The 17751-nt window shown below is 40.1% G+C and carries 15 protein-coding genes, 1 pseudogene and 1 riboswitch; of the genes and pseudogenes, 5 read left to right on the top strand and 11 right to left on the bottom strand.

Annotated features, from left to right (window positions below):
- Positions 1 to 822: 822 nt before the first annotated feature.
- The gene (locus tag LMH66_RS19885; protein ID WP_229372597.1) at positions 823 to 1308 is read right to left on the bottom strand and encodes a glutathione peroxidase; all 486 of its coding nucleotides are present in this window, start codon (positions 1306 to 1308) and stop codon (positions 823 to 825) included.
- Between the two features lie 332 nt (positions 1309 to 1640).
- Between LMH66_RS19885 and LMH66_RS19880 the strand changes: the two genes are divergently transcribed.
- Entirely contained in the window at positions 1641 to 2180 is a 540-nt protein-coding gene (locus LMH66_RS19880; RefSeq protein ID WP_229372595.1) for a YfaZ family outer membrane protein, read from the top strand.
- A gap of 61 nt (positions 2181 to 2241) precedes the next feature.
- On the opposite strand, the pseudogene LMH66_RS20590 reads toward LMH66_RS19880, so the two are convergent.
- The 9 genes and pseudogenes from LMH66_RS20590 to LMH66_RS19835 all read right to left on the bottom strand — a co-directional run bounded on the left by LMH66_RS20590 (position 2242) and on the right by LMH66_RS19835 (position 9259).
- Positions 2242 to 2469, bottom strand: a pseudogene (locus tag LMH66_RS20590) (hypothetical protein).
- Positions 2470 to 2573: 104 nt separating this feature from the next.
- Positions 2574 to 2735 (bottom strand): small highly charged protein, encoded by a 162-nt coding sequence (locus LMH66_RS19870; protein ID WP_102528802.1) that lies wholly within the window; start codon positions 2733 to 2735, stop codon positions 2574 to 2576.
- Between the two features lie 164 nt (positions 2736 to 2899).
- Positions 2900 to 3382 carry a copper resistance protein NlpE gene (locus LMH66_RS19865; RefSeq protein ID WP_229372593.1) on the bottom strand — a complete coding sequence of 161 codons (483 nt, stop codon included), beginning with the start codon at positions 3380 to 3382 and terminating at the stop codon, positions 2900 to 2902.
- Positions 3383 to 3519: 137 nt separating this feature from the next.
- The gene (locus LMH66_RS19860) at positions 3520 to 4647 is read right to left on the bottom strand and encodes a patatin-like phospholipase family protein (RefSeq protein WP_229372590.1); all 1128 of its coding nucleotides are present in this window, start codon (positions 4645 to 4647) and stop codon (positions 3520 to 3522) included.
- A gap of 176 nt (positions 4648 to 4823) precedes the next feature.
- A complete protein-coding gene (locus LMH66_RS19855) occupies positions 4824 to 6539 on the bottom strand; it encodes a proline--tRNA ligase (protein ID WP_229372588.1) in 1716 nt (571 codons plus the stop codon).
- A 318-nt stretch (positions 6540 to 6857) separates the two neighbouring features.
- The gene (locus tag LMH66_RS19850; protein WP_229372586.1) at positions 6858 to 7475 is read right to left on the bottom strand and encodes an acyltransferase; all 618 of its coding nucleotides are present in this window, start codon (positions 7473 to 7475) and stop codon (positions 6858 to 6860) included.
- 68 nt (positions 7476 to 7543) lie between these two features.
- Positions 7544 to 8281 (bottom strand): tRNA (N6-threonylcarbamoyladenosine(37)-N6)-methyltransferase TrmO, encoded by a 738-nt coding sequence (gene tsaA / locus LMH66_RS19845; protein ID WP_229372583.1) that lies wholly within the window; start codon positions 8279 to 8281, stop codon positions 7544 to 7546.
- Between the two features lie 24 nt (positions 8282 to 8305).
- Positions 8306 to 8701, bottom strand: coding sequence for an Rcs stress response system protein RcsF (gene rcsF / locus LMH66_RS19840; protein WP_102528808.1), 396 nt, complete (start codon positions 8699 to 8701; stop codon positions 8306 to 8308).
- A gap of 153 nt (positions 8702 to 8854) precedes the next feature.
- Positions 8855 to 9259, bottom strand: coding sequence for an H-NS family nucleoid-associated regulatory protein (locus LMH66_RS19835; RefSeq protein ID WP_102528809.1), 405 nt, complete (start codon positions 9257 to 9259; stop codon positions 8855 to 8857).
- Between the two features lie 446 nt (positions 9260 to 9705).
- On the opposite strand from LMH66_RS19835, the gene LMH66_RS19830 reads away from it, so the two are divergent.
- From LMH66_RS19830 to LMH66_RS19820, 3 genes are all read left to right on the top strand, one after another.
- The gene (locus tag LMH66_RS19830) at positions 9706 to 10455 is read left to right on the top strand and encodes an electron transfer flavoprotein subunit beta/FixA family protein (protein ID WP_102528810.1); all 750 of its coding nucleotides are present in this window, start codon (positions 9706 to 9708) and stop codon (positions 10453 to 10455) included.
- A 2-nt stretch (positions 10456 to 10457) separates the two neighbouring features.
- Positions 10458 to 11381 carry an electron transfer flavoprotein subunit alpha/FixB family protein gene (locus LMH66_RS19825; RefSeq protein WP_229372581.1) on the top strand — a complete coding sequence of 308 codons (924 nt, stop codon included), beginning with the start codon at positions 10458 to 10460 and terminating at the stop codon, positions 11379 to 11381.
- Positions 11382 to 12241: 860 nt separating this feature from the next.
- A riboswitch (Lysine riboswitch) is annotated at positions 12242 to 12462 on the top strand.
- 77 nt (positions 12463 to 12539) lie between these two features.
- On the top strand, positions 12540 to 14096 hold the full coding sequence (locus LMH66_RS19820) for a Na+/H+ antiporter NhaC family protein (RefSeq protein ID WP_229372579.1): 1557 nt from the start codon (positions 12540 to 12542) through the stop codon (positions 14094 to 14096).
- Between the two features lie 80 nt (positions 14097 to 14176).
- Here LMH66_RS19820 and LMH66_RS19815 read toward each other — a convergent pair whose 3' ends face one another.
- On the bottom strand, positions 14177 to 16321 hold the full coding sequence (locus tag LMH66_RS19815; protein WP_229372577.1) for a M3 family metallopeptidase: 2145 nt from the start codon (positions 16319 to 16321) through the stop codon (positions 14177 to 14179).
- 327 nt (positions 16322 to 16648) lie between these two features.
- Here LMH66_RS19815 and LMH66_RS19810 point away from each other — a divergent pair, with 327 nt between their 5' ends.
- Positions 16649 to 17227, top strand: a complete 579-nt coding sequence (locus LMH66_RS19810; protein WP_102528814.1) for a thymidine kinase — start codon at positions 16649 to 16651, stop codon at positions 17225 to 17227.
- The last annotated feature ends 524 nt before the right edge of the window (positions 17228 to 17751 follow it).

The following is a 17751-nucleotide window of genomic DNA, read 5'->3' as shown; positions in this document are numbered from 1 at the left end:
TATACGTTGGAGATAAATAAACATGACCAACTCGCTACAGTTACTATGAGTACCTAGGTAAGAAAAGGTTCAAATTATTTGAAAAAATCACTAATAATTTTTAACTGTACAAACTAATGCACTATCTTGAAATACTGAGAATAAAGTTAAAAAAAAGGCAACCCAAAGGTTGCCTGCAAATAATTACGTAAAGAGATCATGTAATGGCGCTAGCGTTTGCATAATCCCAAAAGGGAGTGATGAAGCATGAAAAATGGAGGTAGCCTAAAGTCGTTTATAAAACGAAAGTGATAAGACAAATACTAAAACATCATCAAAAGATGATGGGGGAAATTTAGTGACTTATCACTTGCTACAATTACTCAGAGTGATGAGAAATCGTTTAGTTCCCAGAAGGTTGAAATAAACTTAAATAACGTTAAAAATTGTTGAATGCGCTTATTAAGTCATTAACTAGGCCAATCATTAAGCTAGTCATTAAGCCAATTGCTGGTGAAACCGCATCCAATCCCTCGTAAAAAGCATAAAAAAATGCCATAAAAAAAGGCAATCAATTGATTGCCTATCGATCCACTTTGAGATCAAGGGGACCGCGCTAGAAGTCCCAGGGAGATGATGAAAGTGAAATCAAACTGTCTTATTAAATAAGACTCTCACCTGCGACAATAGTTCAAAAAAAATACAATTATTTTAATATTTTTAGCATATAAATTTTTGTGGTTTTAAAATCAAGCAATTGCGAACAACAAATGGGTATGTGTAAATTTAATTGCATGCTTGAGCAAACCGTTTACTCCAGTTATTTGTCACTTTAGCCATCAATTATTTTAGTAAAGTTTCAATTTCAGTCATTAAATTTTCTGGCTTGGTGGTTGGTGAGTAACGCTTTAACACTTTACCGTCTTTGTTGATCAAAAATTTAGTGAAATTCCACTTGATTGATTCACTGCCTAATAGACCTTTAGCAGAAGATTTAAGAAACTTATAGAGTGGCGCTACTTCAGTACCATTAACGTCGACTTTACTGAATAAAGGGAAACTAACACCAAAATTTAATTCACAGAATTGACTAATTGTCGCTTCATCGCCTTTCTCTTGACCACCGAATTGATTACATGGAAAACCCAATACCACGAAACCTTGATCTTTATACAGTTGATATAGGTGCTCTAGTGGCTTGTATTGGTGAGTAAAACCGCACTCACTCGCCGTATTAACAACCAAAACAACTTTGCCTTTGTAATCTGACATTGATACAGCGTTGCCTTGAATATCAACTGCGCTTTGCTCGTAAAAAGATTGGCTCATAAATACACTCCTCATAGATTTAATATCACTATATAGTAGAAAATAATTTAGTCAATTAAATTGTGCGCAATTTAATTTTGATTCATTATATCGACTTTCTCACTTTCTCACTTTCTCATTTACACACTCACGATGAGTCCCGCTCTAATGAATACGTAATTCATCGTGAATGGGTATCAATCATTAACAAAATTCCTTTTTTTGTTGTCCATGTGTTTTAACTTTGTGTGTGTATTGCGCGAAGCCTGAACGATACAACTGATTTTTAAAGACTAACGGGATTTGGCCAGTATAATCCCTGCAAAATAAGACTTTAAGACTGAGTTTATCAAATGAGAAAAATTATCTTAGCGGCATCGTTAGCTGCGAGTACGTTACCTTTAAGCGTAACAGCGAGCGAAATCACTATTGGTTTAAGTGAACATGTCGTGTCAGCTAATCTAAAGGCCAATATAAACCCTCATAGCAATCTTGAAGCGGGTTATATCTATTCTGATAAAAAAGGTCAGCTTGCAGAATTTGCTATGCATATGACTCATCAGACTGGTGCTCATACGATTGAAATTGGTCCTAAATGGACCTCAGTTTGGTTTGATGATAATCCTGATGGCAGCGTTATTTCTGTTGGTGGTCATTATTCATTGGCTTTAGGCAATAATATATCGATTCATGGCGATGCTTATTATGCTCCGTCTGTATTATCATTTTCAGATGTTGATGGTTACACCGAATTAGGTGCAAAAGTACAGTATGATTTTAACCCTAACATGGCAATCTTCATCGGTTACCGTAATCTGAAATTTAAGTATGATAACCAGTCAAACAGATCATTCGAGGATGGTTTTTACATTGGCGGAACTTCACGCTTTTAATTAGCTGAACTGAGTCAGACCTGCTGGTTGATCGCGCTATTTATATTATCAATTATAGGGCTTAAGAAATATCACAAAAAAAAGCAAGTTGCCTAGGGCCTGTTGATCTTTCAAGGTTATTTTTGCAGCGAATTGTTGGCCATTTATGCAAGGCAGAGACTTTGTAGTGTAGTTATTCTACATAAAAAGTCGATAACGCAGTAAAAATGACCAACAAACGCTGCCCAAAGGGTTCGACTAAAAGCGTTTTACTCTTTGTTGGATTAATTTTGCTTAGATGACTAGGCATCAATCCATCCGCCTCAATTAAAACGCTTTTATTTCGAACAAAACTTAACCAGCAAAGAGCAACAGGCCCTAGCAACTTGCTTTTAATCGAATAAGTATAAACACTTAATTGTACTGATTTACTTCAAAATCCAATTCGGCATAATCATCTGCGTAACGACGCTTAGTATCTTTTCTGCGTTGTTTGAGTTTCTTCGCTTTTGGTTTTTCGTCAACTTCGTTATCCCAAAGGATGTCGTCGATATCAAATTTGTAGTATTGAGACATTTGTCTTTCCAAGGTGTTTCTTAAACTGATTAATAATCACTAAAAAACCTGATTGGTTATACTCAGTGATGACTTGTATTCACGTTGAATACAAACTCATTTTTACCTAATTTGAATTTGTAACGAAAGCAAAAAAAATCACCTATGACGGTGAATTTTTTTGTTCAATCTCTTACTAAAGATGAAGCTGGAATAAAGTCACTGCTGATGGCGGGGCGACTAGGTAGCTCGGCAATCTTATTGACGATGTATTTTTCTTCATTTTCACCACGTATGCGTTCACTTTCTACATTGAGTAAGAACATTTTCTCTTCGACCACATGGTATATCTGGCCTCTATCTAAGTAGATGACGTTGCCAGTTTTATCCCAATGGAATAGCCCACTATTGTTAAATGGTAGCGGGTCTTGGCCCAAGTGTTCAGTGGAGATTGTATATTGATTTGGTGGGGTGAGTGTGAGGGTCGTTTTCATACCATCGCAGCTTGGGCAAGGGAAAGTACCTTGATATACGCCAGGCCAATTGACTGTATGTAAGCTGCCTTTAGTAGGATCTGGGTCAAAGCTCAACTGAGAGTCAGAGCATGCTGTTAATATTGAAATGGCCATTAGCATGGCGATTACTGCAATTATCCTTATTGCGTTCATATCTATTCCTTTAATTTTTCCGTGGTTTCATATTCCTTGTCAAACTGCAAATGACACAAGGTCATCGTTTACATCATTAAATAAGTCACCGTTTACATCATTAAATAAGTCAAAGTTAATCATCAGCGAAAATGAACTTAGTGCTCGATATTAAAAAACTGCTTTATGGTATCAATCTGCGTCATTGCGTCTTGATAGCCTAAATCAATTAAAGCACTCGTGTAGGCTTTTTCAAATAATAAATATGACACGATACTTGAGTCTGTTTCACAATCAACCCCAAAAAACTTAAGTAAAATTCTGATAGCAATAGGTAATTCTTTAAAATATCGTGCTGCAATTTCACTCAAATCTTCACTGGGTTTAATCACTAAGGTATCGATTTTACGTAAATGGATTTGTTTAGCATTATTTTCAGGTATCAAAGCTAATGTTGAGTTAATTCGCTCTAATCGCTCTAAGTCACTGTTTAAGGTATCGGAGAAAATGGTATCGAGCAAATGACCTGCAATGGTGGCAGTTTTAGGGTGAGCATCAATCTCATTATGATGTTGTTGATGAGGACTATCGAGATTGATCACCATAATTTTGTCAGCGCCTAAATGAATAGGACTTGATAAAGGAGATAGTTGATGCACAGAGCCATCACCAAAGTAGGCTTGGTTTAATTTAATCGAAGGAAATACTAATGGTATTGCTGACGTTGCCATTAAGTGGTCTGTAGTTAACGTGCAGCGGTTTCCTTGTCTTCTCGCTCGTTTCCAGTCACTCACAGTATTATTGGCTTGAAAGAAGCTATAGGAGTGTGAGTCGTTATAGCTTGAAGCATCTAAACTAATGGCTTTTAACGCTCCACTACCAATATTGCGTTCAATACGTTGAAAATCAATTAGCTGGTTCAACAGACCGCGCAGTGGCGCGTTATCTAATAAGCTGCCAGCATCAGTGTTCATTTTGTCGCTTTGCAAACCTTTGAGCGCCATTTTACATAGATGTTTAAATACGCCCCAAAATGAAGAACGATAGACCTTCTTCGTTTCAAAATGACGCCAAACCCAATCTAACTTTTTCACTCCAAGATGAAAACATGAAGCGTGAGTGGCTAATGAAGTCGCATTAATTGCACCAGCAGACGTGCCACTGATTATTTCAAACGGAATATGATGATTCCGTGGATACAGTTGAACTAGGGCTTTTAATACCCCAATTTGATAGGCCGCTCTAGCGCCACCACCGCCTAAAACAAGTGCAATTGACTCTGACAACTAAGATCTCCTTTCTTATGACTAACGCCATGATATCAGTATGGTTAATAATATCTGGTTCGACGAGTAATAGAACGATAATTTAAGCATAAATATTGAAAGGATATTGGATGCGATAAATGCTTAGGCATAAAAAAACGCACCAAAAGGTGCGTTTTAAATTATCGCCAAATCAATTAGCTTTTGATTGAAGACTTGATGAAATCAACAATTTGATCGAATGGGATATCTTGCTTCTCACCGGTGCGGCGGTTTTTGTACTCAAACACGCCAGCATCGATATTGCGATCACCAATCACGACGACGTGTGGTAAACCCACTAGTTCCATGTCGTTGAACATCACACCAGGACGCTCTTTACGATCGTCGAGTAATATCTCGATGCCTTCAGCAGCTAAATCTTTATAAAGCTGTTCAGCCATTTCTTTTACGCGATGAGACTTGTGCATGTTCATCGGTAAAATGCCGACGGTAAACGGAGCCAATGTTTCTGGTAACATCATCCCGCGTTCATCATGGTTTTGCTCAATCGCAGCGGCAACGATACGGCTAACACCAGCGCCATAACAGCCCATCATCATGACTTTAGATTTACCGTTTTCATCGAGTACGGTTGCGCCCATCGCTTCTGAGTAGTTAGTGCCTAACTGGAAAATGTGACCGACTTCGATACCACGTGCAAAGGCATAAACCCCTTGGCCATCAGGTGTCGCTTCACCTTCAACTACGTTACGGATATCCATGGCTTGAGCCATTGGTAAATCACGTTCCCAGTTAATGCCGAAGAAGTGTTTACCTTCTTGGTTAGCACCAGCACTAAAGTCATTGATTACCGCAACATCTTTATCGATGATAATTGGCATTTCAAGACCAACAGGGCCTAAAGAACCAGGGCCTGCACCGATAAGGTCTTTGATTTCTTCATCGCTAGCGAACTCGAATGGAGAAAGCACAAGCTCATGCTTTTCAGCTTTTAATTCATTCAGCTCATGATCGCCACGAACAATCAATGCTACTAAAGGTGCTTCTTCAGTGGCGCCTTTAACAATCAATGTTTTCACTGTTTTAGTGATAGCGATGTTAAATTGCTCAACTAACTCAGTGATGGTTTTAGCATTGGGTGTATCAACTAGATTCATTTCTTGAGATGGCGCTGCTAAAGTCGCAGTAGGCTCAGGAGATTCTGCTTTTTCAATGTTAGCGGCATAATCACTACCCGTTGAGTAAGCAATTAAATCTTCACCACTGTTAGCCAGTACGTGGAACTCATGCGAAGTATCACCACCAATTGACCCAGTATCAGCAATCACAGAGCGGAAAGCTAAGCCCATACGCTTGAAGATATTGTTATAAGCTTCATGCATCGCTGCGTAAGTCTTATCCATACATTCTTGGTTTAAATGGAAAGAGTATGCATCTTTCATCAAGAATTCACGGGCACGCATTACACCGAAACGTGGACGAACTTCATCACGGAATTTAGTTTGTACTTGATAAAGGCTTAAAGGAAGCTGCTTGTATGAGCTCACTTCTTTACGCACTAAGTCAGTAATCACTTCTTCATGGGTTGGGCCAAGTACAAAATCGCGATTGTGACGATCTTGGAAGCGTAACAATTCAGGGCCAAATTTTTCCCAACGGCCAGTTTCAACCCAAAGATCAGCGGGTTGAACCAAAGGCATTAAGATTTCAATTGCACCTGCTTTGTCCATTTCTTCACGAATAATCGCTTCAACCTTACGTAAAACACGTAGGCCGCTCGGTAACCATGAATAAAGACCTGATGCATTACGACGGATAAAACCTGCGCGTAGCATTAATTGATGACTGGCAACCTCTGCATTTGCAGGGGTTTCTTTTTGTGTTGAAAGCAGGTAATTGCTAACTCGCATTCCCATTGTCCACTTAGTAACTATTAATGGGCGACATTTTAGCATTTGCCACGTTGTTGTCACCAGATAATTGAACTGTATAAAGCTTTATTATCAGTTGGCGAAAAAGGGAGTGGTCAGTGCCACTATAGCGAGCGTTCGTTGACTCGTGTTAGGAGAAAGCTAAGTTATTAATCTAGTTTAATATTTGGCCATGGGATTTAGGGCATGCCGTCAAATATTAATACATGTAAACAAAGAATATAACGCAGATGATAAGCGAATTAACCTTACCTTATTTATCTTTGAGTAAGTGTAATAAGTCGTAGAGGGCTTCTGTTATTTATCGCGCCTGTCACCAATGATTTTGGCAGGGTTTCCTGCAACGATGGCAAACTCGGGGACATCTTTTGTCACTATGCTGCCCATACCGACGACGGCTTGGTTACCGATATTCACTCCATCGACAATACCCGCTTGTGCGCCAATCCAAACATCTTCACCAATGGTAATCCCTTTGGTTGTCACAGGTTGTTGGTATATGGGGGAGTCTACTGACATGCCATGATTAAAGGCATATATAGTGACATTATTGGCAATGCGAGTTTTGTCTCCAATGGTAATACCCACTCTACCGCCATCAAAAGAGCAGCCATGGTTAATGGCGACTTCTTTGCCCATGGTGATAGGGCCATGTAAAAACACATCAGCAGCAATCATACATTGGTCGCCGATACGGATATCTCGGCCACGCTCAGCAAATATCCTTGCTTCAGGCGCAATGAAACACTGCTCACCAATATGGACGGTTTCAACTGAAGATAAATGCAGCTGAATATCATCTTGCCAAGGCTTAGCCCAGATTAAGTGTTTTTCTTTTAATGAAAAATAAAGCCAAGGCATCCAAGACAAACGTTTTTTATGTTGTGCTTGATAATCAGGTTTATCTTGAGTCATGGTTATGGGCTTATATTAAATAATGATGGAAGAGTAATACTTGCTTGTTTGTAAGGGAGAAACCATAGCTAACAAACCGAAGTGGGTTTAATCTCTATCACTTCAATTTTGTCATTATTAAGGTGCCAAAAAATATCGATATCATATAAAGCCACTTGATATATCTTAGCATCATCTTTTGCTTTTTTATAAGCAGGGCGAGGGTCTTGAGCTAATACATCATTCACCACTTGTTTTAAATCAGCCACTTTATTTTCGTTCGAATATTCAGCCAATTGGCTTTCAGCTAATTGACTAAATTGTACGTCAATTAATTGTGGTGCAGATTGCGCAATACCACCACTGGCATTATCAATAGCATCAGAAAAAGGAATATAAGGTTTAATATCAATGATTGGCGTACCGTCTAATAAATCCATCCCCGATATTTCTAAACAGACTTTGCCATTTTGTTGCACAACATTGTGTAATTTAACCACTGACTGACCAATGCCGTTTGGCCTAAACGTTGAGCGAGTGGCAAATACCCCTAGCTTTTCATTGCCACCTAGTCTGGGTGGCCTAACCGTATTTTTCCAACCTTGAGCTAAATTTTGGTGAAAACAAAAAAGTAGCCATAAGTGAGAATATTGCTCAATACCTCTTACTGCATCGATGTTATTAACATGGGGAGCAAGCTCAACCCAGCCTCGAACATTGACTAGTCCAGGTTGTCGCGGTATTCCAAACTTTTGTTTGTACGGGGTGCGACATATTGCAACAGCTTCAATTTGAGAATTAAAAGACTGTTCAGAATATTTATTCATTTATATAACTAATATATTTAAAGGTTATTGAGCTGTGGCTGTTTTAATCGCCTGGCCGACACAAAATGCTTGGGTATAACAAGTATTGGTCTTTTGTTCTGTTAATAGACACTTTTTCACTATTAAGCCATTCGCGCCAAGTTCGACTGCTTTTTTACGTGCTTGGGTGCGTGCATCTGCAATATTAGCTGGCACACCTGATTCTGTTTCTTGACAAGATTCACCTTCAACTAAGCCAACGATTTCATAGGGGCCTTTGGGGCTTGCACCGTCAATATACAATTCAACACTTGTCGGCTTAAAGTATTCATCGATAGCTTCACCATCTAAATTACTATTAAAGGTGTAATTACTTGAACATGCTGATAAAAGTACTGTAGAGAAGAGGGTGATTAACGCAATCGTTTGAGAAGTGTTCATAATACGGCCTAATTTATTTAGAGCATTAAAGAGGAGTCTATATTGCCTACAGTTTACATGGCTTACAGGATTGTGGAAATACTTGATAAAGGCTTATGCAGATAACAAAAGAGCCTACCGAAGTAAGCTCTTTAATTTCAAAAAGGTGAACTTTTATTCCATACCAGGAATTAAAAAGTCTTCCATTTTCTTGCCTGCATCAATTTGGTTTTTAAATACCGTTGGCATACGACCTTGGCCAGTCCACTGAATTAATTCACCATCAACTTCAATTTGGTATTTAGCCGGGCGAGGGGCACGCTTTTTAGGTGCTGGCTTAGCAGTAATTTCGCCTAAGTCTTCAATTGATAAACCACTGTTTTCAATTTGAGCTAATATTTCGGCTATACGTTCATTACGTTCAGCATTCGCTTCTAATTCAGCTTTTTCGTCTTCTTCTCTTTCAGTGATAATCTTTTCTAACTTAACTGAAAGCTCACGTAAATCTTCTAGTGATAACTCTTTTACAGCAGCTTTAAAACGACGACCATGTGTTAAAATTTCTAAAAAGTCACTCATATCAATGTGCATCCTAATGATTTTAATTAATAAGTATCTCAAGTAATTCTGTGGCTATTAAATAATACTTACCAAAACTCTAGATTGTTTAATTGTTATCAAACGAGAGTGTAAATTGATTTGACTATTTAAAATGTTAAAACAAAATAATAGTAGAAAAACACGGTTACTTGAATCGCCTTTAATAATAGAAACTAAATTTGATTGGATCAAATAAAAAATCCTTAAATGAACAAATTTTAAATAAAAAAGCGCAAATACCCCGCTTGATAAATAAATAAATGCTTAATACAACTTATTTATACCGACCAAGTTAATAAAAAAGATATAAACAAGTGTTTGACTTTGGTTGACGTTAACGTTAACAGGACGTAAAGTTGTGCCATATTGCATTGGTGATAGCCAATGTGCCATCCACATACATTGAAGGTGTAGAAGGAAATCCCATGAAAGTATTGGTGCCTGTAAAGCGCGTAGTCGATGCCAATGTGAAAGTCAGAGTAAAGGCTGATAACACAAATGTTGATACTGCTAATTTAAAAATGGCGTTAAACCCATTTTGTGAAATTGCTGTTGAAGAAGCAGTTCGATTAAAAGAAGCGGGAAGTGCGACTGAAGTCGTGGTGGTGAGTATTGGAGCTAAAGCTGTGCAAGAACAGCTACGTACCTCTATGGCACTTGGTGCTGATCGCGCTATTCATGTGCAAACGGATGAAGAGCTAGTGCCTTTATCAATTGCTAAAATTCTTAAAGCGGTGCAAGAAAAAGAACAAGCAGATTTAGTGATTTTTGGTAAGCAATCTATCGATGGCGACAACAACCAAACTGGCCAAATGCTTGCTGCATTAACCCAAATGCCTCAAGCCACGTTTGCATCAGAACTTAAATTGAGTGCAGACGGCGCAGAAGTAACACGTGAAGTCGATGGCGGTTTACAGACCCTTAAAATGCCATTACCAGCGGTTGTGACAGCTGATTTACGTTTAAATGAACCTCGTTACGCTTCACTGCCTAATATTATGAAGGCGAAGCGTAAGCCGCTTGAGACGCTTTCAATTGATGATTTAGGTGTTAGCTTAAAAGCACACCAAACTATCGTTAAAGTGACGCCTCCTGCTGAACGTCAAGCTGGCATCATGGTGAGTTCAGTAGCTGAGCTAGTTGAAAAGTTAAAAAATGAAGCGAAGGTGATCTAATTATGGCCATTCTAGTATTAGCAGAGCACGACAATGCAAGTTTAAAATTAGACACAGCAAAAGTAGTTAGCGCTGCGACAGCCATTGGCGGTGATGTTCATGTATTAGTGGCTGGCAGTGCATGTGCTGCAGCTGTTACTGCTGCGCAAGCATTAACTGGCGTCAGTAAGGTTTTAGTGGCTGATGCAGCTGCATATGAAGCACAAATGGCTGAAAATTTATCAGAACTCGTGCTTAAACTTGCTGGCGATTACGACTACGTTCTGGCTGCTGCGACAAGTGTTGGTAAAGATACTCTACCTCGCGTGGCTGCATTATTGGACGTCGCACAAATTTCAGAAGTGATTGAAGTTGTTAGTGCAGATACATTTGTTCGTCCTATCTATGCTGGCTCTGCTTTAGCAACAGTACAAAGTTTAGATGACAAGAAAGTGTTAACTGTGCGCACGAGTGCATTTGATGCAGTGGGCAACGAAGGCAGTGCAGAAGCTGTGGCGGTAGATTTTGTCGCCGAAGCTAAGACTGTGTTTGTATCGCAAACATTGACTGAATCAGAGCGTCCTGAGTTAGGTAGCGCTGGTGTGATTGTTTCTGGTGGCCGTGGTATGGGCAGTGGAGATAATTTTGCCATTCTTGAAGCGCTTGCTGACAAAATGACCGCTGCTGTCGGTGCATCACGTGCTGCAGTAGATGCGGGTTTTGTACCGAATGATTTACAAGTGGGTCAAACAGGTAAAATTGTTGCGCCTGACTTATATATCGCTGTGGGTATTTCTGGTGCGATTCAGCATTTAGCGGGCATGAAAGATTCAAAAGTGATTGTCGCAATTAACAAAGATCCTGAAGCGCCTATATTCCAAGTCGCTGACTATGGTCTTGAAGCTGATTTGTTTGATGCGATTCCAGAACTTACTAATTTATTATAATCAGTATTTTACCTATTATTTATAGGCTGGTTTAAACAGTAAGTTTTATGCATTTTAGGAAGGTTTTTGTCATATTGGCAAAAACCTTTTTTGTTTTATAGCCAGTCAAATCGCCATGCGTGGCAGTAAACTCAAGTTAGACAAGAGTAAATTAGTCAGTAGCTACATTTTTGTTTTAAATTAGTCATTTCAGCCTTAGATATTTATTACCGTTGTGAATAACCCTGCCATTGATGTGTTTTTATTTGCATATTTATTCATTATTTTTTTGGGATATGTGACTTTGGAATCCCTTACTTAATAAAGTAAATGCTCCAACTGTATCGGTTCGACCTATATTGATAATGCATAGTCTGATGCTTTAACTTTTTAATGGGAGTGGCTTGTTAGGTGAAAAACAATCATAAATGAATGGGGTGGATTAGTTCTTGCCTGTTATTCAATAGCAATACTTTCAAGGCACTTACTTTTTCATTATGACTTGTCACGCACCGATACAGACAGACAAACACACAAACACAATCTAGCGTTAAATAGCATCATAAATTAAGTTTGAGTATTAAGTCTGTTGATTTTATCAAACAAAAATTATCTCGCAGAGCAGTACAGCTTAATCAGGTTTGAAAATAGTATTACCCCTCCTATTTGGTCAAACATCCCTTGAAATGGTGATATTGATGGATAAAACAACGCTTGCTAATAAATCGTTACACCCTTGATAAGCCGCTGTGGCGTTTTTTGATTGTGATGTTATTTCTCACAAGATAAGCTACTTTTATCTGGCAATTAACCTCGTGCTTATGTTTGTATAGTGGCGTGTATCGGCAGAGAGCTTCAAATAAGGCTCTCACTGTGCTGACTACATAAGTAGAGGCGCATCAAATATCAGTAAGTTTACGTTGGGTGATACCAATAACTTAAACGGAAAGGATTTGGTGCCGAAGCGAACTGGTTATATCAAAACCGTTTGCTGGGGCAGTTTCCGAAAGGGGCTGCACTGTCATAGTAATTTTTATCCGTGAGGATAAAACAATGGATATCGATGTTGATATCGATATTACTGTGGAGTGCTACTGAAAAGATCCTTGTCTTCGCTTTCTGCGTTGTCTTGCCTTATCAGTTATCCTCCATTCGTACTCAACGAAGAAATTATAAAAAATGATGATAACAAGTTACGCCGATTCGGCACTTTCGCTTTTGCCTCCTGTTGTGGCAATTATTCTTGCAGTGGTCACACGTAAAGTGCTTCTTTCACTTGGCTTAGGTATTCTTGCCGGTGTGGTGCTTTTAAGCGACTTTTCAATAGGTACTGCAGCAAGTCACCTCTTTAGCACTGTAACCAGTCTAGTATGGGATGATGGCGCGCTAAACGCGTGGAATTTACAGATCATCGGCTTCTTAGTGGTACTTGGGATGATCACCGCATTAATCACAGTCAGTGGTTCAGCTCGCGCTTTTGCCGATTGGGCACATCAACGCATTCGTAATAAGCGTGATGCTAAACTGATGACGATATTCTTAGGTTGTGTGGTGTTTATTGATGACTACTTCAACAGCATTGTTGTTGGCTCAATCGCACGTCCTATTACCGACCGTTATCATATTTCTCGCGCTAAGTTAGCCTATTTGCTCGATTCAACAGCTGCGCCAGTTTGTGTTATCTCACCCGTTTCTAGCTGGGGTGCATATATCATCGCATTAATCGGCGGCATTTTAACGGCACATGGCTTTGCTGACACAGGACACCTAAGCGTCTTTTTACAAATGGTGCCGATGAATTTCTACGCCATTTTCGCTTTATTGCTATTACTTTGTGTGGCTATCTTTGGCTTAGATATCGGCCCAATGCGTCAACATGAGCGTAATGCGCAAAAAGGCGAATTGTTTGACGAAAGCAAAGGCTTACCACCAGGTGCAACGGCTGATTTACCAGAAGCGGATACGGGTAAAATTCTAGGTCTATTCCTACCGATTTTTGTTTTGGTGGCAGCGACGATTTACTTTATGGTTGCAACTGGTGCGGATGCATTAGCAAGTGAAGGCCTAAAGTTTAGCGTACTAGGTGCTTTTGAAAACACTGAAGTGAGTGAGTCATTATTTTACGGGTCACTCGTGGGCTTAGTTGTGACGGTACTACTGACAATTCAACAAAAAATCAGTGCTAGCATGATGTTTACTGGCCTTAAGGTCGGCGCGAAATCAATGCTACCTGCTATCTACATCTTGTTATTTGCTTGGACCATCGCATCAGTGATTGGTGAGCTTGAAACAGGTAAGTACATGGCAAGCCTTGCTACTGGTAATATCCCGTTTGCATTATTACCTGCAGTATTATTCTTGCTTGCTGGTTTAACTGCTTTCTCAACCGGCACAAGCTGGGGGACGTTCGGTATCATGTTGCCAATCGCAGCTGATATGGCAATGGGCAGTGACAGCACTATGATGTTACCTATGCTTGCAGCAGTATTATCTGGTGCAGTATTCGGTGACCATTGTTCACCAATCTCGGATACCACCATCTTGTCGTCAACGGGTGCGAGCTGTCATCACTTAGACCACGTAATGACGCAATTACCGTATGCCTTGATTGTCGCTGTTATCAGTATTGTCGGTTACACAGTGCTTGGTTTTACTGGCTCTGTTGCAATGGGCTTTATTACTTGTTCAGTGTTATTTGTACTGGCAGTATTAGGGCTTAAAATAGCAACTAAGTAACGACTATTTTTTATATTCAGTCATAAAAAATGCCACTCAATTGAGTGGCATTTTTGTATTTACTGTATACGTTAGGCTAATTAATTTAAGCCGCGGCGCTCAAGTAATCCTTCCGTGGTTGGGGCTTGGCCTCTAAAGTTTTGATACGCTTCCATTGGCGGTACGCTGTTGCCCACTTCACGAATCGTTTTTCTAAACTTCATGCCTATTTCGCGATTTAAACCACCTTGAGTTTGCACGTAAGCAAAGGCATCAGCGGCAAGAATTTCACTCCACATATAAGCGTAATAACTTGCTGAGTAACCGCCAGGGAATGCATGCGCAAAGTAGGTTGAGCGGTAACGTGGCGGCACTGCAGGCAAATCAACGCCGTGTTTTTTCAAAGCATTGGCTTCGAATTGCTCAACGTTCTGTAAAGGAGCATCAGCGTCCAGTGCATGCCATTCTAGGTCAAGCAGAGCTGCAGACATATACTCTAACGTATCGAAGCCTTGGTTAAAGCTTCGTGACGCTAATAGTTTTTGCAGCAAGTCATCAGGGATAGGTTTACCCGTATCATAATGCTTGGCGTAATTAGCAAGTACTTTGGGATGTGCGGCCCAGTCTTCCTCAAAGGTTGACGGGAATTCTACAAAGTCACGTGAAACTGAAGTTCCAGCAAGTGATGGGTATTTCACTTTTGAGAACATACCATGAGTACCGTGGCCCATTTCATGGAACATAGTCGTTGCTTCATCGTAGCTCACAAACGTTGGCTGGCCTTCAGGCGCCTTTTTAATGTTCATCACGTTTACAACGACAGGCTTTTGATTTAATAGCTCTGACTGGCCAACAAAAGAGCTCATCCATGCGCCGCCACGTTTGCCTTCTCGGGCAAAGTAATCAGCGTAGAAGATAGCCATGCTTGACCCGTCTTCATCAAACATCTCGTAAGCTTTTACATCTGGATGATAAACCGGTAAGTCTGGGCGCGGCTTAAGCGTTACGCCGTAAAGCTCTTGTAAGGTAAAGAAAACCCCATCTTCAAGTACGCGATTAAATTCAAAGTAAGGCTTGATTGATGCTGAATCTAAGTCAAATTTTTCTTTACGCACTAGCTCTGCGTAATAAGCCCAGTCCCATGGCGCTAGAGTAAAGTCGCCGCCGGTTTTGTCAATCATCGCTTGAATGTCTGCAGCTTCTTTTTGGGTGTTTTCAACGACCGCTGGCACCATAGAGCCGAACATGTCATAGACCGCTTCAGGTGTTTTTGCCATTTGCGGCGCCAAGCGGTAGTCAGACCAAGTGTCGAAACCTAATAGTTTGGCTTTTTTAGCCCGAAGCTGTGCTAAACGTGCCACTAATGAAGCCGTTTCATTTTCGCCTGTTAAGCCACGGTTAGCAGATGCTTCCCATACTTGCTGACGTAATGCTCGATTATCTAGCTGCGCCAATACTGGCTGACGAGTGGTATTGGTGATGTTAAGTAAGTATTGGCCGTCAAATCCCGCAGCAGCGGCATCCGCTTTTGCTGCAGCGATTGCAGATGTTGATAAGCCTGCAAGTTGACCCTCATCGTCCACAGTTACAGCAATTTCTTTACTTAGTCTTAATAGCCTTTGAGCAAATTCATTGGTGAGGGTTGATTGCTCTTCATTTAACTCACGGATTTTCTGCTTTTCAGCTTCAGTTAGTTTTGCGCCCGCCAGTACAAAACGCTGATGATAGACTTCAACTAAACGGACTTCTTCATCAGTCAGCGACATGGTCAAGCGGTTATCATAAATGGTTTGAATACGGGCAAACAGCTCAGGGTTCAGGTTGATGTTATCTGAGTGGGCAGCCATTTTAGGCGCCATAATACCTTGTACTTTACGCAGCTCTGGGTTGCTATTTGAACCTGTAAGGTTATAGAAAATGCTCGAGGTACGGGTTAGTAAAGCGCCACTTTTTTCCATTGCGGCAATGGTATTCTCAAACGTGGCGGCTGCTGGGTTAGCGGCAATATCCAAAATTTGTTGGTAATGCTGCGCCATACCGAGCTCAAGGGCTGGCAGATAATGCTCATCTTTAAGCTGGCTAAAGTCAGGTGCCTGATACTGTAAAACACTGGCTTGTAATAGTGGATTCTGTTGCACTGCAGCCTCTTGTGTTGTTGTTTCAGTTGAGTTGTTTGAATTGTTGTAACTGCAACCGCCTAAAGCGAGGGTAGTAGCAATGGCTACTGCGACAATTGTTTTATGCATCGACTTTCTACTTCCTTAATTATAATTGTTTATGCAATTTATCAATTGTTTCTTAATCGTACATGAAGAATGTTGGGTTTTGTGATGCCTGTAATTGTTATGGACTAAACAGCGAGTAAAACTGTGATCTAATTTATTGCAGAATGTAAATTTTGTTAATGTATGCGAGGTTTACGGTTGTCACGCCTTACTTGCTAATTGTTATAGCCTCAGTAATTTGCCAGAAAACCTGTTAACAGCTTCACGCTATTAAATCAGTAATCGGCTTATTTAAAAGTCGATTCGATGATAGAATAACGGCGATTATAACAATAAGGATCTTCTGTTTTGGCACAACTCTATTTCTATTATTCGGCTATGAATGCTGGCAAATCAACATCACTTCTACAATCATCTTATAACTACCGTGAACGCGGAATGAATACGCTAGTCATGACAGCGTCAATCGATGATCGTTATGGTGTGGGAAAAGTTGCCTCAAGAATAGGGATTGAAACTGAAGCGCAAGTTTTTGGTGCTGAAGATAACTTATCTAAGATGATTGAAACTGAGCTTGAAACCCAAAAGCTGCATTGTATTTTAATTGATGAATCGCAGTTTTTAAGTAAAGAACAAGTGAAGCAATTAACTCACGTGGTGGATAATTTAGATATTCCAGTACTGTGTTATGGCCTTAAAACTGATTTCCAGGGCGAGCTGTTTAGTGGCAGCCAATACCTATTAGCATGGGCTGATAAATTGGTTGAGTTAAAAACCATTTGTCATTGTGGCCGTAAAGCCAACATGGTGGTGCGTCTTGATGGCAATGGCAAACCAATGCGTGAAGGCGAGCAAGTGGCGATTGGTGGCAACGAAAGCTATGAGTCAGTTTGTCGTAAGCATTTCCGTGAGTTCATTTGGGACTAATATTTGAAACCCATTTTTGCAAACAGAAACGGGTTAGGAGTAACACATTCCTGATCCATTATTAGTTACAGCTTTCGTTAGCTAATGATTTCTATATTTGGATAAAAATCTAAATCAAAGTCTAGGTTGACGTCTAAATTAAAGTCTAAATCAAGGTCGTGGCGCTTCGCCCACACCAGACGAAAGGGAAACTACAGCATTTCCCTTCTCGACATCCCTTGCCGCTCCGGCGAAATTTTCTGAAAAGCAAAAGATTTCCAACGGGGATCGATCCAGCTTTAAACTTCGTTTGTGCTAACTTCTGACTTATTCGAAAATGCTAACGCTTCCGATGGGCCGTCCATGGCCCGACGAAAGCTAGCCTGACGTCCTGTCAGCCTCACGCTATTTTCTTCAACGTCCTCAATTCAAATTGAGTCTTTTAAATGCAAGATCTACTAGCTTTAGCTCTTTAAATTATCAGCAATGCAGTCAAATCGAAGAGACAATAAACCCAGTGTAGATACGTTCAAGACCTTCGAAAA

Origin of the sequence: Shewanella sp. 10N.7 (assembly GCF_020806285.1) — a bacterium.
In the GTDB taxonomy this organism is placed as follows: domain Bacteria; phylum Pseudomonadota; class Gammaproteobacteria; order Enterobacterales; family Shewanellaceae; genus Shewanella; species Shewanella electrodiphila.
The sequence above is the reverse complement of the archived record's forward strand: the minus strand, read 5'-3'. Positions and strand labels throughout refer to the sequence as shown.

Bases quoted from the DNA above. Each gene is read 5' to 3' on its own strand.
- LMH66_RS19885 (WP_229372597.1), bottom strand. From the start codon at position 1,308: ATGAGCCAATCTTTTTACGAGCAAAGCGCAGTTGATATTCAAGGCAAC.
- LMH66_RS19880 (WP_229372595.1), top strand. From the start codon at position 1,641: ATGAGAAAAATTATCTTAGCGGCATCGTTAGCTGCGAGTACGTTACCT.
- LMH66_RS19870 (WP_102528802.1), bottom strand. From the start codon at position 2,735: ATGTCTCAATACTACAAATTTGATATCGACGACATCCTTTGGGATAAC.
- LMH66_RS19865 (WP_229372593.1), bottom strand. From the start codon at position 3,382: ATGAACGCAATAAGGATAATTGCAGTAATCGCCATGCTAATGGCCATT.
- LMH66_RS19855 (WP_229372588.1), bottom strand. From the start codon at position 6,539: ATGCGAGTTAGCAATTACCTGCTTTCAACACAAAAAGAAACCCCTGCA.
- LMH66_RS19850 (WP_229372586.1), bottom strand. From the start codon at position 7,475: ATGACTCAAGATAAACCTGATTATCAAGCACAACATAAAAAACGTTTG.
- tsaA (WP_229372583.1), bottom strand. From the start codon at position 8,281: ATGAATAAATATTCTGAACAGTCTTTTAATTCTCAAATTGAAGCTGTT.
- rcsF (WP_102528808.1), bottom strand. From the start codon at position 8,701: ATGAACACTTCTCAAACGATTGCGTTAATCACCCTCTTCTCTACAGTA.
- LMH66_RS19835 (WP_102528809.1), bottom strand. From the start codon at position 9,259: ATGAGTGACTTTTTAGAAATTTTAACACATGGTCGTCGTTTTAAAGCT.
- LMH66_RS19830 (WP_102528810.1), top strand. From the start codon at position 9,706: ATGAAAGTATTGGTGCCTGTAAAGCGCGTAGTCGATGCCAATGTGAAA.
- LMH66_RS19825 (WP_229372581.1), top strand. From the start codon at position 10,458: ATGGCCATTCTAGTATTAGCAGAGCACGACAATGCAAGTTTAAAATTA.
- LMH66_RS19820 (WP_229372579.1), top strand. From the start codon at position 12,540: ATGATGATAACAAGTTACGCCGATTCGGCACTTTCGCTTTTGCCTCCT.
- LMH66_RS19815 (WP_229372577.1), bottom strand. From the start codon at position 16,321: ATGCATAAAACAATTGTCGCAGTAGCCATTGCTACTACCCTCGCTTTA.